At 67.7% G+C, this 16,081-nt stretch carries 15 protein-coding genes, 1 tRNA gene and 1 riboswitch; of the genes, 8 read left to right on the top strand and 8 right to left on the bottom strand.

The features are described 5' to 3' along the window. Positions 1-54: 54 nt before the first annotated feature. Together GGR43_RS14405 and GGR43_RS14400 are read left to right on the top strand one after the other, a co-directional pair. Positions 55-468 (top strand): hypothetical protein, encoded by a 414-nt coding sequence (locus GGR43_RS14405; RefSeq protein WP_188072685.1) that lies wholly within the window; start codon positions 55-57, stop codon positions 466-468. Between the two features lie 2 nt (positions 469-470). After that, positions 471-1,202 carry a TorF family putative porin gene (locus GGR43_RS14400; RefSeq protein ID WP_246343764.1) on the top strand — a complete coding sequence of 244 codons (732 nt, stop codon included), beginning with the start codon at positions 471-473 and terminating at the stop codon, positions 1,200-1,202. A gap of 22 nt (positions 1,203-1,224) precedes the next feature. Here the strand turns inward: GGR43_RS14400 and GGR43_RS14395 are convergent, their stop codons facing one another. Beyond that, a complete protein-coding gene (locus tag GGR43_RS14395) occupies positions 1,225-2,970 on the bottom strand; it encodes a putative bifunctional diguanylate cyclase/phosphodiesterase (protein WP_246343763.1) in 1,746 nt (581 codons plus the stop codon). A 187-nt stretch (positions 2,971-3,157) separates the two neighbouring features. Here GGR43_RS14395 and moaA point away from each other — a divergent pair, with 187 nt between their 5' ends. From moaA to GGR43_RS14380, 3 genes are all read left to right on the top strand, one after another. Beyond that, complete coding sequence (moaA, locus tag GGR43_RS14390; RefSeq protein WP_246343762.1) at positions 3,158-4,180, top strand: GTP 3',8-cyclase MoaA; 1,023 nt, start codon at positions 3,158-3,160, stop codon at positions 4,178-4,180. Continuing rightward, the gene (locus GGR43_RS14385; protein WP_188072683.1) at positions 4,177-4,959 is read left to right on the top strand and encodes an NAD kinase; all 783 of its coding nucleotides are present in this window, start codon (positions 4,177-4,179) and stop codon (positions 4,957-4,959) included. Before moaA ends, GGR43_RS14385 begins: the two co-directional genes overlap by 4 nt. Before the next feature lie 64 nt (positions 4,960-5,023). Then, positions 5,024-5,098 (top strand) — tRNA-Asn (locus GGR43_RS14380). 101 nt (positions 5,099-5,199) lie between these two features. On the opposite strand, the gene GGR43_RS14375 is transcribed toward GGR43_RS14380, so the two are convergent. Next, positions 5,200-5,502 (bottom strand): DNA-binding protein, encoded by a 303-nt coding sequence (locus tag GGR43_RS14375; RefSeq protein WP_188072682.1) that lies wholly within the window; start codon positions 5,500-5,502, stop codon positions 5,200-5,202. A gap of 78 nt (positions 5,503-5,580) precedes the next feature. After that, positions 5,581-6,795: an MFS transporter gene (locus GGR43_RS14370; RefSeq protein ID WP_188072681.1), complete on the bottom strand. Its 1,215-nt coding sequence runs from the start codon at positions 6,793-6,795 to the stop codon at positions 5,581-5,583. A gap of 106 nt (positions 6,796-6,901) precedes the next feature. Between GGR43_RS14370 and GGR43_RS14365 the strand changes: the two genes are divergently transcribed. From GGR43_RS14365 to tenA, 3 genes are all read left to right on the top strand, one after another. Beyond that, complete coding sequence (locus GGR43_RS14365; protein ID WP_188072680.1) at positions 6,902-7,675, top strand: AraC family transcriptional regulator; 774 nt, start codon at positions 6,902-6,904, stop codon at positions 7,673-7,675. Positions 7,676-7,761: 86 nt separating this feature from the next. Next, a riboswitch (TPP riboswitch) is annotated at positions 7,762-7,891 on the top strand. Next, positions 7,883-10,078: a TonB-dependent receptor gene (locus GGR43_RS14360; protein ID WP_246343760.1), complete on the top strand. Its 2,196-nt coding sequence runs from the start codon at positions 7,883-7,885 to the stop codon at positions 10,076-10,078. Its footprint overlaps the riboswitch before it by 9 nt. A 19-nt stretch (positions 10,079-10,097) precedes the next feature. Continuing rightward, positions 10,098-10,760, top strand: a complete 663-nt coding sequence (gene tenA / locus GGR43_RS14355; protein ID WP_188072679.1) for a thiaminase II — start codon at positions 10,098-10,100, stop codon at positions 10,758-10,760. A gap of 140 nt (positions 10,761-10,900) precedes the next feature. Here tenA and GGR43_RS14350 read toward each other — a convergent pair whose 3' ends face one another. From GGR43_RS14350 to GGR43_RS14330, 5 genes are read right to left on the bottom strand one after another with little or no spacing between them, the layout of a single operon-like run. Beyond that, positions 10,901-11,875 carry a fumarylacetoacetate hydrolase family protein gene (locus tag GGR43_RS14350; protein ID WP_188072678.1) on the bottom strand — a complete coding sequence of 325 codons (975 nt, stop codon included), beginning with the start codon at positions 11,873-11,875 and terminating at the stop codon, positions 10,901-10,903. Beyond that, the gene (locus tag GGR43_RS14345) at positions 11,872-12,666 is read right to left on the bottom strand and encodes a cyclase family protein (RefSeq protein WP_188072677.1); all 795 of its coding nucleotides are present in this window, start codon (positions 12,664-12,666) and stop codon (positions 11,872-11,874) included. Before GGR43_RS14345 ends, GGR43_RS14350 begins: the two co-directional genes overlap by 4 nt. Next, the gene (locus GGR43_RS14340) at positions 12,663-13,820 is read right to left on the bottom strand and encodes an alpha/beta hydrolase family protein (protein ID WP_188072676.1); all 1,158 of its coding nucleotides are present in this window, start codon (positions 13,818-13,820) and stop codon (positions 12,663-12,665) included. Before GGR43_RS14340 ends, GGR43_RS14345 begins: the two co-directional genes overlap by 4 nt. Positions 13,821-13,822: 2 nt before the next feature. Beyond that, complete coding sequence (locus tag GGR43_RS14335) at positions 13,823-14,737, bottom strand: VOC family protein (protein ID WP_188072675.1); 915 nt, start codon at positions 14,735-14,737, stop codon at positions 13,823-13,825. 12 nt (positions 14,738-14,749) lie between these two features. Next, positions 14,750-15,865 (bottom strand): FAD-dependent oxidoreductase, encoded by a 1,116-nt coding sequence (locus GGR43_RS14330; RefSeq protein ID WP_188072674.1) that lies wholly within the window; start codon positions 15,863-15,865, stop codon positions 14,750-14,752. Between the last annotated feature and the right edge of the window lie 216 nt (positions 15,866-16,081).

Below are 16,081 nucleotides of genomic sequence, written 5' to 3'. Positions count from 1 at the left end.
AATTCCGGCTCCGATGATCGGGCATGATAGCCCGGCGTCGAGCAGGAGATTATCATGACCTTTAGCCTCGTCCTCCTCGCGGCTGCGGCCGCGACGCATCATGTCGAAATCCAGCATGCCGGGTCGCCGGTCGAGGCGGTCTATACCGCCCGCGCGGACATAGAGACGCGCACCGTCGGCGCCTATGTGCCGAACCGCGCCGACATGCGCCGCTGCCTGTGGAAGGCCACGCTGGTCGTGGAACGCCAGCTCGGCGGCCATCCCGCCACGCCGCGCGTCATTTCCAGCGACCGCGAGCTGTCGGGCAGCCGCGCGGGCGCATGCACCGAAGGCAAGCGCCGCTCGATAGAGCAGGAAGTCGCCAATCGCGACGACGCCATCACCGCGCATCTGCTCGCGGTGGCGGAGCGGGATCGCACTCCGCTGCTGGCAGAGCTGGACGTGGTCCGGCACCGGGGAACCAACTAGGCATGAAGGGGGCGGCTCCCCTCCTTCTGGCGGGGGGCGGCCTGATCTGGAGCGCCCCGCTCCCCGCCCTCGCGCAAGGCATGGACGGTGGCCCCTCCCTCCAGCTGGAAGCGGCCGGCGACGAGCGGCGCCGGGGGCTCAGCTGGAGCGACGGCGCCCCCGTCCTCAAGGCTTCGGCCAGCCTGCCGGTGGGCTCCGCGCTGGCCTTCGACATCGCGGCCACGTCGCTATGGGGCAGCGGGCGGCATGGCGGGGCCGATGCGGCGATCGACGTCGGCGCGCGCTACGCCAGGCAGGTGGGCGCTTTCCGGGGGCAGGTGCTGGGCGGCTATCACGCCTTCCCCGGCGCATCCGGCATGGGCTATGGCGAAATCGGCGGGGGCATCGGCTATCAGTTCGGCCCGGCGGCGCTCGACCTGTTCGCCCGCTATGCGCCGGATCAATCCGCGCTGGGCGGGGACAATCTGGTGCTCGGCTCGGCCCTGTCCATCGGCATCCCGCGCACACCGCTCACCCTGTCCGCCCATCTGGCGCGCTCCTCAGGCAAGAGCGACGACCCGGCTCGCTCGCGCCGCCTGCGCCCGGACGGCACCTATTGGGATCACGGCGTCGCGCTCGACTATCATCGCGGGCGCTGGTCGGCGGGGCTGCGCTATGCCGACAGCAGCATCGACAGGGATGCCGCCGCCCATGGCGGCCCGCGCCTCATCGCCTGCATCGCGCTGGAGCTATAGCGGCCGGGCCTTCAGAACTCCTTCAGGCCTTTGCCACCAGCTCCGCCAATCCGGCCGACGTCACCGCCGCCGAACGCAAAAAGCCCTGATAGATTTCGCACCCCTCGCGCGCCAGCAGGGTCAGTTGCTCCTCGCTCTCCACCCCTTCGGCGATCACCGTCAGCGCCAGCGAGCGCGCCATCGCGATGATCGCGCGCAGGATGATGCGGTCGCGCGAGGTGCCCAATATGTCGCGGCTGAGGCTGTGGTCGATCTTCAGATAATCGGGATAGAGCGCCTTCAGATAGGCGAGGCTGGAATAGCCGGTGCCGAAATCGTCGATGGCGACGCGGATGCCCCGGCCGCGCAAGTCCCGCAGAATCGCCGCCGCGCGCTCGATATTCTCGATGAGGCCGCTTTCGGTGATCTCCACCGTCAGCCTGCCGGGCGGAAAGCCGCTTTCCCCGACCATCGCGAGCAGGCGCTCCACGAAATCGTCCTGCGCCAGGTCGACCGAGGTGACGTTGATCGACAGGCGCAGCCGGTTCAGCGCCTCTGGCCATTGCCCCGCCTCCTTGAGCGCCATCTGCTGGATATGGAGGGAGAGCGGCAGCAGATAGTCGGACCGGTCGGCCGCCGCGAACAGCGTGCCCGCGTCGAGCTGCCCCAGCGCGGGGTGGTTCCACCGCGCCAGCGCCTCGACGCCGACGATCACGTCCTTCAGGCTGTCATATTGCGGCTGGTAGACGATCGCGATCTCGTTGCGGTCCAGCGCGAGGCGCAGGTCGGCATCGAGCCGGTCCGGGTCGCCGCTGGCGCCCTCGCCGCCATGCCGCCTGCCCGACCGGAACCAGATGTCGCTCGTCCCCGATCGCCGCGCATCGGCCAGCGCCGCGCTCGCCCGCCGCAGCAGGCGCGCGGCGTCGTCGCCCGGCGCGCATTCGGCGATGCCGCAGCGCGCGGTCAGGCGGATCATGTTGTCGTCCGCGCAGAAGGGGCGCGCCACGTCGGTCAGGATCAGCCGGGCGAGATCCCGCGCCTCGCCCTCGACCAGACGGCCGCCCCGGCTGCGGAAGGCGACCAGATATTCGGTGCCGCCCATGCGCGCGACCAGCGCCTCCGGCCCCGCGACCTGCTCCACGCAGCGGCTGATGCGCCGCGCGATCTGCACCAGCACCGCATCGCCGACCGGCTTGCCATAGGCGGCGTTCACGCTGTCGAACTGGCTGATGCCGATCAACAGGCAAATGGTGACGCCGTTTCGTCCCGGCTCGTCGGGCGCGGAAAGCTCCTGCGCGAGGCGGCGGCGCGCGGCGGCGCGGCTGACAAGGCCGGTCAGGGCATCATGGGGCAGCGGCGCGAGCAGGCTTTCCTCGCCCTCGCCTCCCGCCTCGGCCAGTTCCGCCCCCCGCCGCAGGGCGAGCCCCCGCGCCGCCTCCAGCGCCAGCGCCAGTTCCCGGTCGTCGGCGGGCCAGGGCAGCAAATGGGTGATGCCGGCGGCGATCAGCGCCGCAACCAGCCCGTCGCCCGCTTCCTGCTCCCGCCCGACCAGCGCGAGGCAGGCCGCGGCCTCGCCGTCCGCCAGTTCCTCCCATTTTTCCAGCGCATCGGGCAGGCGCGCATCCAGCAGGAAAAGGCGGAGCGCATCCCCGGTTCCGCGCGGCGCATCCCCCGCCGGAACGACCTTCCACCCGATCGACGGCAGCCGCGAAACGGGGTCGCCCCCATCGTCCCGCTCCGGCGGGCAGGGGGCGACGATATGCACGATCCGCTCGTCCTGTCCTGTCATTCCGCCCTGTCCGGCATTTGGTCCCCACCCTGTCGCATGCGTTCGGCCCATCTTTAAGGCGCGGACGTTACCGATGCCTTAGGACAACCGCAATCGGCGACATCTTCTTCTTTCTCCCTCCCTTTCCCGACGTGGGACATCGGCGCTGTCCCTTGCGCGGGGGGCCTGCATGACATAGCTAGGGGATATGACACCGGTTCATTCCGTCCCCGCCGCGCCGATGATCGACGGCTTTGGCCGCCGCATCGAATATCTGCGCATTTCGGTGACGGACCGCTGCGACCTGCGCTGCCGCTACTGCATGGCGGAGAAGATGAGCTTCCTGCCGCGCAACGAGGTGCTGACGCTGGAGGAGATCGCGATCATCGCCGATCGCTTCATCGCGCGCGGGGTGCGCAAGATCCGCCTGAGCGGCGGCGAGCCGCTGGTGCGGCGCGATTTCGGCGATCTGGTGCGGCGCATCGGGCGCCATCTGGATGACGGCACGCTCTGGGAACTGACGCTGACCACCAACGGCACGCGCCTCGCCCGGCATGCCGACGACCTCGCCGCCGCCGGGGTGGGCCGCATCAATGTCAGCATCGACAGCCTCGATCCCGAAACCTACGCCTTCGTCACCAGGGGCGGGCGGCTCGACACTGTGCTGGAGGGGATAAGGGCGGCGAGCGCGGCCGGAATCCGCGTCAAGATCAACATGGTCGCGCTCAAGGGGCTGAACGACCGCGACTATCTGCCGATGCTGCGCTGGTGCGCGGGCGAAGGCCACGACCTGACGCTGATCGAAACCATGCCGCTGGGCGAGGTGGAGGAAGACCGGACGGACCGCTATCTGCCGCTGTCCGAGGCCGTGCGGCAGATCGAGGCCGCCCACCCGCTGACGCCCTCGCGCTACAGCAGCGGCGGCCCGGCGCGCTATTATGAGGCGGCGGGGCTGCCGGGCATCCGGCTGGGCCTGATCACGCCGCTCAGCGACAATTTCTGCGCCGGGTGCAACCGCATGCGCCTGACCTGTGAGGGGAAGATATTCATGTGCCTCGGCCATGAGGATCATGTCGACCTCAAGACCGCCTATCGCACCGGCGGCATCGCGGCGGTGGACGCGGCGCTGGACCGGGCGCTGATCGCCAAGCCGCTCGCCCATGATTTCGCCATCGGGCCGGATCGGGTCACCGGCGTCACGCGCCGTCACATGAGCGTGACCGGCGGATGAACGCACCGGAGACAAGGCGGGCGCTCGTCGCTTCCCCTACCCCTGCCGCCCGCGCGGCGGAGGAGCGGCTGCGCGCCAATTATGATTTCGTGGACCCGGCCGACGCCGACCTGATCGTCGCGCTGGGCGGCGACGGCTTCATGCTGCAAACGCTCCACACGCTGCTGGAAACCCGCCGCCACCGGATTCCCGTGTTCGGGATGAACCTCGGCACGGTCGGCTTCCTGATGAACGAATGGCGGCTGGAACGGCTCGACCAGCGGATACAGGCCGCCAAGGCGTTCAAGGTGAACCCGCTGCGCATGGACGTCACCACCATCGACGGCGAGGATATCTCCCTGCCCGCGATCAACGAGGTTTCGCTGCTGCGCGAAACGCGCCAGACCGCGAAGATCGAGGTGATGGTCAACGATCGCGCCGCCTTGCCCGAACTGGTGTGCGACGGGGTGCTGGTCGCCACGCCCGCCGGATCGACCGCCTATAATCTCTCGGCCCACGGCCCGATCCTGCCCCTGGGATCCGGCCTGATCGCACTGACGCCGATCAGCCCGTTCCGCCCGCGCCGCTGGCGGGGGGCGATATTGCCGGAAAAGACGCGCATCCGCTTTCGCGTGCTCGACGCGCAGAAGCGCCCGGTCAGCGCCGTCGCCGATCATCGCGAGGTGCGCGACGTTAACTGCGTGGAGGTGGCGGTGGACCGCGCCTCCCCGTTGACGCTGCTGTTCGATCCGGAACATACTTTGGACGATCGTATCGCAGCGGAACAATTTATTGCATAATCCCCCTTGTCATCTCTCGAACAGCGCTGCTATAGGCGCTCCACCCCAGCGGTGCTGGGGCCACTCCCCGATAGCTCAGCGGTAGAGCATTCGACTGTTAATCGAACGGCCGTAGGTTCGAATCCTACTCGGGGAGCCATTCAAAAAATCCCCATATTTCAATGGCTTGTTGGCGATCGCACATTCAATCTGCGCGCCGCAGATCAGCGTCGGCCATGGGCGGCATCCCGTCCGTCCCCATCAGACATCGTCGGTGCCGACAGGGCCGCCTTCTCCCTCCAGCCGGTTGATCGCCCGCACGTCCCTCTTCGTGAACTTGAGGCGCACGCCCGCGCCGGCCTTCCGGTCCTCGGCCAGGAATATCGCGCCGCCCTGTTCCAGCGCATGGATCAGCCGCGCCCGCTCTTCCTCATCCAGATCGGCCTGCCCGCCCTCGAACGCGGCGAGCGCGGCCTCGTCCAGCCGCGCCAGCTTCGCCACATGGTCGCGCGGCCATTGCACCAATGCGCGCGCGGCGCGCGCCTGCGGTCCGGTGATCGCCATATCGCTGCCTTCCTGTCGTGAAAAACAGGGCGAGCTTACCCGCATTCCGCCTGAATTCAAAAAGCGGCCGGCCCGTACTCAGGCGGCGGATGCCCGGCGCGGATCGGGCAGCAATATCGCGAGCAGGCCGATCGCGGGCAGGAACGCGCATATGCCGTAGACCGTCTCTATCCCCGCGCGATCCGCGACCTCGCCCAATATCGCCGCGCCCAGCCCGCCCATGCCGAACGAGAAGCCGAAGAACAGGCCGGAGATCATGCCGATCTTGCCCGGCACCAGATCCTGCGCGAACACCACGATCGCCGGAAAGGCGGAGGCGAGGATCAGGCCGATCACGACGCTGAGCGGCCCCGTCCAGAACAGGCTGGCATATGGCAGCAGCAGGGTGAACGGCAACGCGCCCACGATCGAGAACCAGATCACATATTTGCGGCCGAACCGGTCCCCCAGCGGCCCGCCCGCCACCGTGCCCACCGCGACCGCCGCCAGAAAGGCGAACAGGTGCAGCTGCGCGGCCTCCACCGATACGCCGAAACGGTGGATCAGATAGAAGGTGAAATAGCTCGTCAGGCTGGCCAGATAGACATATTTGGAGAAGATCAGCGCGAGCAGTATGGCGATGCCGCCCAGCACCTTGCCGCGCGGCAGCGACAGCGCCGCCGTGGCCGAGGACCGCGCGCGGTGAAGGCGCGGCAGGCCGTGGTGGCGGTACCAGATCGCCACGTTCCACAATATCCCGCCCGACAGCAGCGCCAGCATCGCGAAGAAGGCGAGGCTGGACTGGCCCCATTGCACGACGACCACCGCCGCCGCCAGCGGGCCGAGCGCCGACCCGGCATTGCCGCCGACCTGAAACAGCGACTGCGCAAGGCCATGCCGCCTGCCCGCCGCCATCCGCGCCACGCGCGAGGATTCGGGGTGGAACACCGACGATCCCATGCCCAGCAGGGCCGCCCCCACCAGCAGCCGGCCATAGCTGTGTGCGGTGGACAGCACCATCAGCCCGGCCAGCGAGAACAGCGTGCCCCCCGGCAGCGCCATCGGCGTCGGCCGCTTGTCGGCATAGAGGCCGACCAGCGGTTGCAGGATCGAGGCGGTCATCTGATAGACCAGCGTCACCAGCCCGATCTGGCTGAACGACAGGCCCAGTTCCTGCTTCAGATTGGGGTAGATGGACGGCAGCAGCGACTGCATCATGTCATTGAGAAGGTGGCAGAAGCTGATCGCCAGAATGATGCCGAACACGGTGGTTTCGGTGCCATGGGTCGGCCTTTCGGCCTTGGTTGCGTTCATCCTGTCCGGTCCGTCGCGTTGATTGTCCGATCGAGCGCCCATAGGGCTTTCCCCGCCGACCCGCTTTCCTATATGGGTCGAACGATTTCGAGAGTGGGACAGTTGCATGCTTCTCAACGATGTTACGCTGATGGAAAATGTCGACCGGCCCATCGTCGCGATACGCAACGATTATCCGTCCGATTTCGAGCTGGACTGGCACAGCCACCGGCGCGGGCAGCTTCTCTACGCGGCGCGGGGCGTCGTCGTGCTGAGCACGCCCGCCGGCGCATGGGTCGCGCCGCCCGAACGCGCCGTCTGGACGCCCGGCGGATGCAGCCATTCGGTGCGGATGGTGGGCGCGGTCAGCACCCGCAGCCTGCTGGTCGAACCCGCCGCCTATGGCGCGCTCGGCCTGCGCACCAAGGTCATCCAGGTGTCCCCGCTGCTCCGCGCGCTGCTGGAGGCGGCGAGCGGGATCGAGCCGGAATATGATGTGGCGGGGCGCGACGGCATGGTGATGGCGCTGCTGCTGGAAGAGCTCACCCGCGCGCCGACCGTGCCGCTGGCGGTGCCCTTTCCCAAGCGCCCCGACATCGCCCGCCGCTGCCAGCGTTTCCTCGAACGGCCGAGCCCGCACGACACGATCGACCGGTGGAGCGACGAGCTGGGCATGGGACGGCGCGCCTTCACCCGCGCGTTCCGGCGGGAAACCGGGCTGAGCTTCGGCATGTGGCGTCAGCAGGCCTGCCTGCTCGTCGCGCTGCCCCGGCTGGCGGCGGGGGAAGCGGTGACGACGGTCGCGCTCGACCTCGGCTATGAAAGCCCCGCCGCCTTCACCACCATGTTCAAGCGGCTGGTCGGCGTCGCGCCGAGCCATTACCACCCCGCCGCCGCCTGACCGGGCACGGGGCGAGCAGGACAAAAAACGGCGCCCCGCCCTTCATCATTTGACGGCGGCGGCGACTCTTCCTAGAGGGAGGCCGATTTCAACCCACGGGGTGTTCTGGCGCGGCCAGGGCTGAGAGGCGGATCGGGCGCGACAGGCGCGTCTAGTCCGCAAACCCGCGAACCTGATCCGGCTCACACCGGCGGAGGAATAGGGATTATGCGCCAGAACGCCACCACCTTCATGTCTGCTGTCTCGACCCTTTGCGGCATCCTCGCCGGGGCGGGGCTCTATGCGCTGTCCGTCACGAGCGCCCATGCCGGTGCGCTTTCGGGCGCCGACGCGGAGGACGGGATCATCGTCACCGCGCGCGGCCGCGCCGAGGCGGAGATCGCGGTGCCGGACAGCATCGCCGTCTACACCCCGGCCGATATCGCCGCGCGCAAGCTCACCACCATAGACGAGTTCATCGCCGCCACGCCCGGCATCTTCATGATCCACGATCAGGACCCCGGCACCAACCTCATTTCCGTGCGCGGCGTTTCGACCAACCGCAACCAGTCGCCGTCCATCGCCTATATCGTCGATGGGCTGGCGCTGCCAGATGCGGAGCTGTTCACGCTGCGCCCCTATGACATTGCGGGCGTCGAGATATTGAAGGGGCCGCAAGGCGCCCTCTTCGGCCGCTCGGCCTCCGGCGGGGCGATCAACATGACGACCGGCGACCCCGGCCCGGACTGGGGTGGGGAAGCCTCTGTCGGCGCCGGAAACGGCTTCACCTGGACCGCCGACGGCGTGGTCAACGCGCCGGTTTCGGAGCAGGTGCAGCTGCGCCTCGCCGGGTCCTATCGCAACAGCGAAGGCTTCATCCGCAACAGTTTCCTCGACAGGAAGGTCGACGGCAGCATCAGCCGCAACCTGCGCCTGAAGGCGAAGGTCGCGCTGTCCGAAACGGGCACGCTCAGGTTTCGGCTCGGCTGGGCGAACGAAGAGGGCGGCGCGGCCTATATCTCGTCCGGCAATGTCACCGGCCTATATGGCGGCAGGCTGTCGGGCGCGGCGCTGACCGATCCGTTCGGCGATTTCGAGGGCCGCGCCTCGCGCACATGGTGGGGCGCGCAGGCCACCTATGAGCAGGATATCGGGGAAAGCCTGCGCCTGATCTGGACCGGCGGCCATGACGATTATCACAAGGATTTCGTCGAGGAACTCGACTTCCGCAACGATCCCGTCGTGACCGTGGACGGCTTCCCCTTTCCCGGCGGCCTCCAGCCCATCGCCCAACCGGTCGATATCCGCGCCTGGACCAGCGAGTTGCGCCTCGTCTCGCGCGATCCCGGCCCATTGCGCTGGCATGCCGGCTTCTTCTTCCAGCGGCTGGAGCGCGACCGCACCGACGATTTCGGCCCGCTCCTCTTCGGCGCCGAAGCGCCCAGGGCGGAAACCCGCTCCAACCAGATCGGCCTCTTCGCGCAGGCGAGCTATGACCTGACGCCGCAGATCGAGGCGACGCTGGCGCTGCGCTATGACAGCGACCGGCGCAAGGAGGACACGGTCGGCACGCAAAGCGGCGCGATCTTCGCCCGGCGCGCCCATACTTTCGACAAATGGCAGCCCAAGGTATCGCTGGCATGGCGGCCGACCGGCGATTTCACCGCCTATGTGACCGGCGCGATCGGCTTCAAGGCGGGCGGTTTCAACCCGCTGCCCGGCCCGTCCGACCTCTGGCAGGCCGATTTCGCCGCCGAAACCACCCGCTCGGTCGAGGCCGGGGTGAAGGCGCGCCTTGCCGATGGCCGGGTGCGGCTGTCGCTCGCCGGGTTCGTCACCGATTATGAGAATTTCCAGAACACCGTGTTCCTCGGCAATTCGGTGGTGCTGTCGGTGCCGCAGGTCGATGTGCACGGGGTGGAGGCCTCGGCGCAGGCGGATCTCGGCGCGGGCTTCCGCGTCGATGGCGGGCTGGCGTGGACACGCAGCCGCGTCGGCCGCTACACCACGCCCAACCCGACGCCGGAGCCGGGCGAACCGCTCATCCTCGACCTCAGGGGCAAGCGCACGCCCAATGCGCCGGACTGGACGGTCAATGGCGGCCTCGGCTGGCAGGGCGAGGCCGGGCCGGTCGCCATCAGCGCGCGGGCGAGCGTCGCCTATGTCTCGCGCGTCGATTTCGAGATCGACAATATCCTCCATTCGCCCGGCTATGCGTCGGTCGACAGCCGCATCGGCCTGACGCGCGGGCCATGGTCGCTGGAGCTGTGGGCGAAGAACCTGTTCGACAAGCGCTGGGCAATCTCCGCCTTCGGCCAGCAGCAATTGCCGCTGTTGCTGGGGCTGGGCCCGAACGGCCCGTTCGACAGCTTCACCATCAACACCGGCCGCCAGTTCGGCGCGACGGCGGGCTGGCGCTTCTGACGGAAGGGAGTAGAGCAAGATGAGTTTCTGCGACGCCATCTGGGAGGATATCGCCCCGCTCCGCCGCGCGATCCTCGCCCATCCCTTCCTCGGCGAGCTGGCGGACGGCTCTCTGCCGATGGAGAGCTTCCGCCATTATATCGTGCAGGACAGCCTTTACCTCGCCGAATATGCGCGGGCGCTGGCGATCGCCGCGGCCAAGGCGCCCGACGGCGCGGGCCGCCTCGAATTCTCGGACGGGGCGAAAGTGGCGGTGCAGGTCGAGGAAGCGCTGCACCAGTCCTTCTTCGCGCAGTTCGGAGTGAGCGCGGACCTCGCCCATGCGACGGAACCGACCCCGGCCTGCCTCGGCTATACCAGCTATCTTTCCGGCCTGGCCGCGACCCGCAGCTATGAGGAACTGATCGCGGGCATATTGCCCTGCTTCTGGGTCTATTGGGAGGTCGGCTGCGACATCAAGCCGCGCGCGGCCTCGCCCAACCCCTATGCGGCGTGGATCGACACCTATGCCGCCCCGGCCTTCGGCGAGGCGACGGACCGTGTGCGCGCGCTGGTCGACAAGGCCGCCGCGGACGCGGGCGCCACCACCCGCGCCGCAATGGACCGCGCCTTCCGCACCGCCACGCGCTACGAGTGGATGTTCTGGGATTCGGCCTATCGCCGCGAGGGCTGGCCTGTCTGATTCCCCGTCATGCCAGCGCAGGCTGGCATCTCAGGAGGTAGCGCGCGACATGTCTGGGCCTCTGGGCCTGAGACTCTGGGCCTGAGACTCTGGACCTGCGCCCCCAGCCTGCGCTGGGGTGACGGAACAAGGCGACGTTCTCAGCCCTTCACCACCTTCTGCCGGATGGCCCCGAACAGCGCCTCACCGCCGACGCGCGCCTCCATCGCCACCTCGTCGCCGAAACGCAGGAACGGCGTCGGCTCTCTGCCCGCGACGATATCGATCGCGCGCCGCTCGGAAATGCAGGTGGAGCCCATTTCGGCATAATGGCGCGAGGATATCGTGCCCGATCCGATGATCGTCCCGGCGACCAGATCGCGGGTGCGGGCGGCGTGGGCGACGAGTTCGTGGAAACCGAAGGCCATTTCCTCACCGGATTCGACATCGCCGAAGCGCTCGCCGTTCAACTCGACCCGCATCCGCCCATGGACACGCCCGTCACGCCACGCATTGCCCAGTTCGTCCGGCGTCGCCGCGAAAGGCGCCATCGAGCAGGCGGGCTTGGCCTGCACCCAGCCGAAGCCGGTCTTCATCTCCACCGGCGCGATCGTGCGCAGCGACCAGTCGTTGATCTGCACGATCAGGCGGATATGCGCCAGCGCCTCTTCTGCGCTCGTGCCCATCGGCACGGCGTCGACGATCACGCCCAGTTCGCCCTCGAAATCCACGCCATCCTCTTCCGCCGGAAAGGGAATGTCGTCGGCGGGGCCGTAAAAGCGATCGGACAGGCCCTGATACATCAACGGTCGGTCGGTTTCGATCGGCGGCAGGTTGAACGCCTGCTGCATCCGCTCGCCATGCTGGAGATAGGCCGAGCCGTCGAGCCATTGCCACGCACGGGTCAACGGCGCGGCGAGCGGCGTTCCTTCGGCCAGCGCGAAGAGGCCCGGCGCGGTGCCCGCCTCGACCTGCGCGGCGATCGCCCGCAGCGCCGGCTCGACGGCCGCCCAGTTCTCCATCGCCTGTTGCAGCGTCGTAGCAACGGCGGCGGCGGGCGCGGCCCTGTCGCCCCCGCTCCCCACCACCAGCAGCGCGCCGTCCGGCGTGCCGTCGCGCAAGGTCGCCAGCCTCATGCGGCGACGGCCCCGTCTTCGAAAATCGCGACCGCGCGGGTCCACCCCGCCGACGCGCCCTTGATCTTGTGCGGGAAGCAGGAAACGAGAAAGCCGTCGCCCGGCAGCGCCTCCAGATTGTGCAGCTTTTCGAGGTGGCAATAGCCTATGTCCCGCCCCGCCTTATGCCCTTCCCAGATCAGCGACATGTCGCCGGTTTCCTTCACCTTTTCGGCGGTATAGCTGAACGGCGCGTCCCAGCTCCACGCGTCGGTGCCGGTTACCCGGATGCCGCGTTCCAGCAGGTACATGGTCGCCTCATAGCCCATGCCGCAACCGATATTGACGAAGTTTGGGTTGCCCAGCGCGCCGCCCGCCGCCGTGTTGACCAGCACGATCTCCAGCGGCTTCAGCTCATGGCCGATGCGCTTCAGCTCCGCCTCGACATCGGCGGCGGTCACGACATAGCCGTCCGCGAAATGGCGGAAATCCAGCTTCACGCCCGGCTGGAAGCACCATTCGAGCGGCACCTCGTCGATCGTCATCGCCGGTTTGCCGCCGTCCATCGTCGGGTGATAATGCCACGGCGCGTCGAGATGCGTGCCGTTATGCGTCGTCAGCTTCACCCACTCCGCCGCCGCGAAGCCCGCTTCGTCGGGCGTGTCCTGCGCGGTCACGCCGGGGAAGAAATGCTGCAGCTCCGCCATCGTCTCGCCATGCTTCTGATAGTCGATATGCGGGCGCAGGAACGGCGGATCGGTGATCACGTCATTTTCGAGATAGATCGAAAGATCGACGAAACGGCGGCTCATGCGATGTGCCCTCCCAGCGTATCGGCGAACCAGTCGGCGATATAGTCGCGGCCATAGGCCATGTTGTCGGCGCCGACATGCTCGACCCCGCCCTCGCGCGGGGTGAAGAGCTTCAGTTCCTTCCGGGGGCTGTTCACCAGCTGCTCGAAGGCCTGATGGGCGTAATCGACGCTGATCTGCCGGTCCTGCGCGCCATGGGTGACGAGGAACGGCACCGTGATGCGGTCCATATGGCCGTTGAGGTTCATGTCGGCGGATCGGCTGAGGAAATCGTCCATGTCGCTCGCGCCGAACGCCCACATCACATGCGCCCAGTAATGCGGCACCGGGTTCTCGCCCTCGCGCTTCAGACGCTTCTGCTGCACCTCGGCCCAATTATGGTTCGCGCCCCAGCAGGCGCCGGAGGCGAAGCGCGGCTCATAGGCGACCGCGCGCGGCGCGAAATGGCCGCCCAGCGAAATGCCGGTCATGCCGATGCGGGCAGGGTCGATCTCGGGCTGCGCTTCGAGCCAGTCCACCGCCTTCGACGCCCAGCTCTCGCTGTGCGGATCGATCGGCAGGTTCTGAAGGCGCAGCGCCTCGCCGCTGCCCGGTTGATCGACGCACAGGGTCGAGATGCCGCGCCGGGCCAGCGCTTCGGGCAGGCGCGACCAGTAGAGCAGCTCCTTGCAGCTGTCGAGGCCGTTGCAATACACCACCACCGGCTTGCGCCCCTCACCGAGTGCGCGGGTGAAGAGCGCGGGCATGGTGCCCTTTTCCAGCGGAATCTCCACCCGCTCGCGGTTGATCCTGCCCAGCGCCGTCGATTTGTCGAACGCCGCGCGGGCCTTGGCATAGGTTTCCTTGCGGCCCGGATGGCCATGGCCCTGCATGCGCTCGCCGGTGAACATGTAGAGCGCCGCGCGTTCCAGCTTGTCCGACGCGGAAAAGGCGCGCCCCCGCGCCTCATCCTCGGCGGCCAGCTCGATCAGCTTGTCGGCCATCGCCACCCATTGCGCCATGAACTGCGGCGTGCCCGCATCCGCGCCATTGGCCGCCGCATCCCGGATCGGCTGGCACATATCGACGATCTCGCCGATCCGCCCGCCGCTTTCCAGCGCGATCGCGACCGAGAGGTTCCAGATATAATTGGGGAAATATTCGAATAGCGCCATGTCTATGCCTCCACGGCCACGAACAGGCCGGGGTTGGGGTGCGGATGGGGCAGCGTCTGCGGCCCGCCGGTGCCGATGCCCCACTGGTCCATGACCATCGGCGCCGGGGTGTAGACGGTCGGCTGGTGCGCCTCGAAATCCACCTCCTCCAGGTCGGAGGTATATTCGGTGACGAAGCCGCCCGGCGTCACGAAATAGCTGAAGGTGTTGTTGCCTGCCGTATGGCGGCCCGGCCCCCAGCCGATGTCGATGCCCTTGATCTTCAGCCGGTGCGCGCCACGCATCATGCCGTCAACGCCCTCCATGTCATAGGCGACATGGTTGAGGCAGGGCGGCCCCGGCAGCACGGCGATGCGATGATGCGCCTCGTTGCAGCGCAGGAAGCACATGAAGTCGCCCAGCCAGTCGGAGACCTTGAACCCCAGCACGTCGGTGAAGAACGTCACCAGCGCCTGATGATCCGGCGAATGGAGCACGATATGGCTGATCTTCACCGGCACGCCTTCCCAGCGCCCGATTTCCCGCTTGGCGCCGCGCGCAACGTCGCTCGAAATCTCGAATTGCAGGCCGTCGGGCGAGAAGAAGCGGAAGCCGTAGCCGCCGCCCGGCGTCGTCATGTCCTGCGGCTCGCTGACGATCCTCGCGCCCGCCGCGCGCACCTTCTCGTACAGCGCCTCGACATCGGCGCGGCTCTCGGCGGCCAGCGCGATCAGGTCGATGCGGTTTTCCTCCGCCTTGCGCAGCCGCACGACATGATGCTCGTCATGCCCCGGCGCCTTGAACCACGCCATGCCGTCATCGCTCGGAACGGGACTCGGCACCGGCTCCAGCCCCCAGATTTCCTCGTAAAAGGCCTTCTCGGCCTCATAATCCGCCACGCCATAGCCGACATAGCGGATTTCGGTCACTCTGCTCATTGCCTTCTTCCTTCAGATGGGTTGCGCGATAACCGCGAACATGTCTGCCGTCGCCTTCGCATTGTCGACCGGCGGCCCCTTGCCCAGCTGGCCGTCGCAGATCGCGAGGCTGGAGCGGACGATATAGGCGCAGCGGTCGAACCGCCGGGCGCGATAGGCGGCGAACGCCTCCTCGATATCGTCATGGCGGGCCAGTTCGTCGGCGAGCACGAGGCTGTCCTCGATCGCCATCCCTGCGCCCTGCCCCAGATGCGGCGTCGTCGCATGGACGGCATCGCCCAGCAGAACGACGCGCCCCCTGTGCCATGGCCCCTCGACCAGCATCCCTTCGAGCGGGCGATAGACGACGCCGTCATCGTCGGTGATCTGCCCGGCCAGCGCGCGGATCGCGGGCGCGGCATGCTCCAGCTTGCCGCGCATCGCCGCCGCCAGCCCCTCGCGCGGATAGCGGGGATTGCCCGGCTCCGGCGTCGTCACATACATATACATCAGATCGGCGCTGATCGGCACCAGCCCGATGCCGGTCGGGCCGTTGAACACCTGGAGGCTGTCCATCCCTTCCGGGCGGGGGAAATTGTATCGCCACACCGCCTGCCCGGTATATTCGGGCTTTTCCGCGTCGGGCAGGATCATCGACCGGGTCTGCGAATAGACGCCGTCCGCGCCGATGACGAGGTCATAGTCGCCCTCCCGCCCATCGGAGAAGCGGACATGCACCTTCGTCCCGTCATCCTCGATGCTGTCGGCGGTGATGCCCAGATGCACCCGCGCGCCCGCGGCCAGCGTCTTGTCCCCCAGCACCTTGTGCAGCGCGGGGCGGCCGATGCCGACGCAGGGCGGATAGCCTTCCGCCAGACGGGGCGAGGGAATGCGGGCGACCTTCGTGCCGTCGGGCGCGAAAATCTCCACCGCGTCGAATTCGACCCCGGCGGCCAGATAATCCTCCAATATGCCGAGGTCCGCCACCGCCCGCACGACATTGGCCTGCTGGATGATGCCCACGCCATAGACGGACCAGTCGGGGTCGCGCTCTATCACCTCCACCGAAAAGCCGCGCTCGCGCAACGCGATGGCGGAGGTAAGGCCGCCGATGCCGCCGCCGATGACCAGAATTTCCGCTGTCTTCATAATCCTCTCATATTCGATCCGAAGGAACGGTCGGCCCCGGCACGCGAAAAGGCGGTGCAAGAGGCAGGACGCATTCGACCCTGCCTCTGCTCGCAGGCCCGGCGTCATAAATCAAATTTTTAATCTGTATGTTTTTCGATCAATAATATGATTGATCTGGAGCACGGGATGCGCACAGGCCCGCCCGGCCGCGCCGGCCCTTCCGGCACCAGTGCG

The sequence above is a fragment of the Sphingobium jiangsuense genome (assembly GCF_014196495.1).
Classification (GTDB): Bacteria; Pseudomonadota; Alphaproteobacteria; order Sphingomonadales; family Sphingomonadaceae; genus Sphingobium; species Sphingobium jiangsuense.
This window is presented reverse-complemented; position numbering and strand designations above follow the sequence as displayed.

Bases quoted from the DNA above. Each gene is read 5' to 3' on its own strand.
- GGR43_RS14400 (WP_246343764.1), top strand. From the start codon at position 471: ATGAAGGGGGCGGCTCCCCTCCTTCTGGCGGGGGGCGGCCTGATCTGG.
- GGR43_RS14365 (WP_188072680.1), top strand. From the start codon at position 6,902: ATGCTTCTCAACGATGTTACGCTGATGGAAAATGTCGACCGGCCCATC.
- GGR43_RS14350 (WP_188072678.1), bottom strand. From the start codon at position 11,875: ATGAGGCTGGCGACCTTGCGCGACGGCACGCCGGACGGCGCGCTGCTG.
- GGR43_RS14405 (WP_188072685.1), top strand. From the start codon at position 55: ATGACCTTTAGCCTCGTCCTCCTCGCGGCTGCGGCCGCGACGCATCAT.
- GGR43_RS14395 (WP_246343763.1), bottom strand. From the start codon at position 2,970: ATGACAGGACAGGACGAGCGGATCGTGCATATCGTCGCCCCCTGCCCG.
- GGR43_RS14360 (WP_246343760.1), top strand. From the start codon at position 7,883: ATGCGCCAGAACGCCACCACCTTCATGTCTGCTGTCTCGACCCTTTGC.
- GGR43_RS14330 (WP_188072674.1), bottom strand. From the start codon at position 15,865: ATGAAGACAGCGGAAATTCTGGTCATCGGCGGCGGCATCGGCGGCCTT.
- GGR43_RS14375 (WP_188072682.1), bottom strand. From the start codon at position 5,502: ATGGCGATCACCGGACCGCAGGCGCGCGCCGCGCGCGCATTGGTGCAA.
- GGR43_RS14370 (WP_188072681.1), bottom strand. From the start codon at position 6,795: ATGAACGCAACCAAGGCCGAAAGGCCGACCCATGGCACCGAAACCACC.
- GGR43_RS14340 (WP_188072676.1), bottom strand. From the start codon at position 13,820: ATGGCGCTATTCGAATATTTCCCCAATTATATCTGGAACCTCTCGGTC.
- tenA (WP_188072679.1), top strand. From the start codon at position 10,098: ATGAGTTTCTGCGACGCCATCTGGGAGGATATCGCCCCGCTCCGCCGC.
- GGR43_RS14385 (WP_188072683.1), top strand. From the start codon at position 4,177: ATGAACGCACCGGAGACAAGGCGGGCGCTCGTCGCTTCCCCTACCCCT.
- GGR43_RS14335 (WP_188072675.1), bottom strand. From the start codon at position 14,737: ATGAGCAGAGTGACCGAAATCCGCTATGTCGGCTATGGCGTGGCGGAT.
- GGR43_RS14345 (WP_188072677.1), bottom strand. From the start codon at position 12,666: ATGAGCCGCCGTTTCGTCGATCTTTCGATCTATCTCGAAAATGACGTG.
- moaA (WP_246343762.1), top strand. From the start codon at position 3,158: ATGACACCGGTTCATTCCGTCCCCGCCGCGCCGATGATCGACGGCTTT.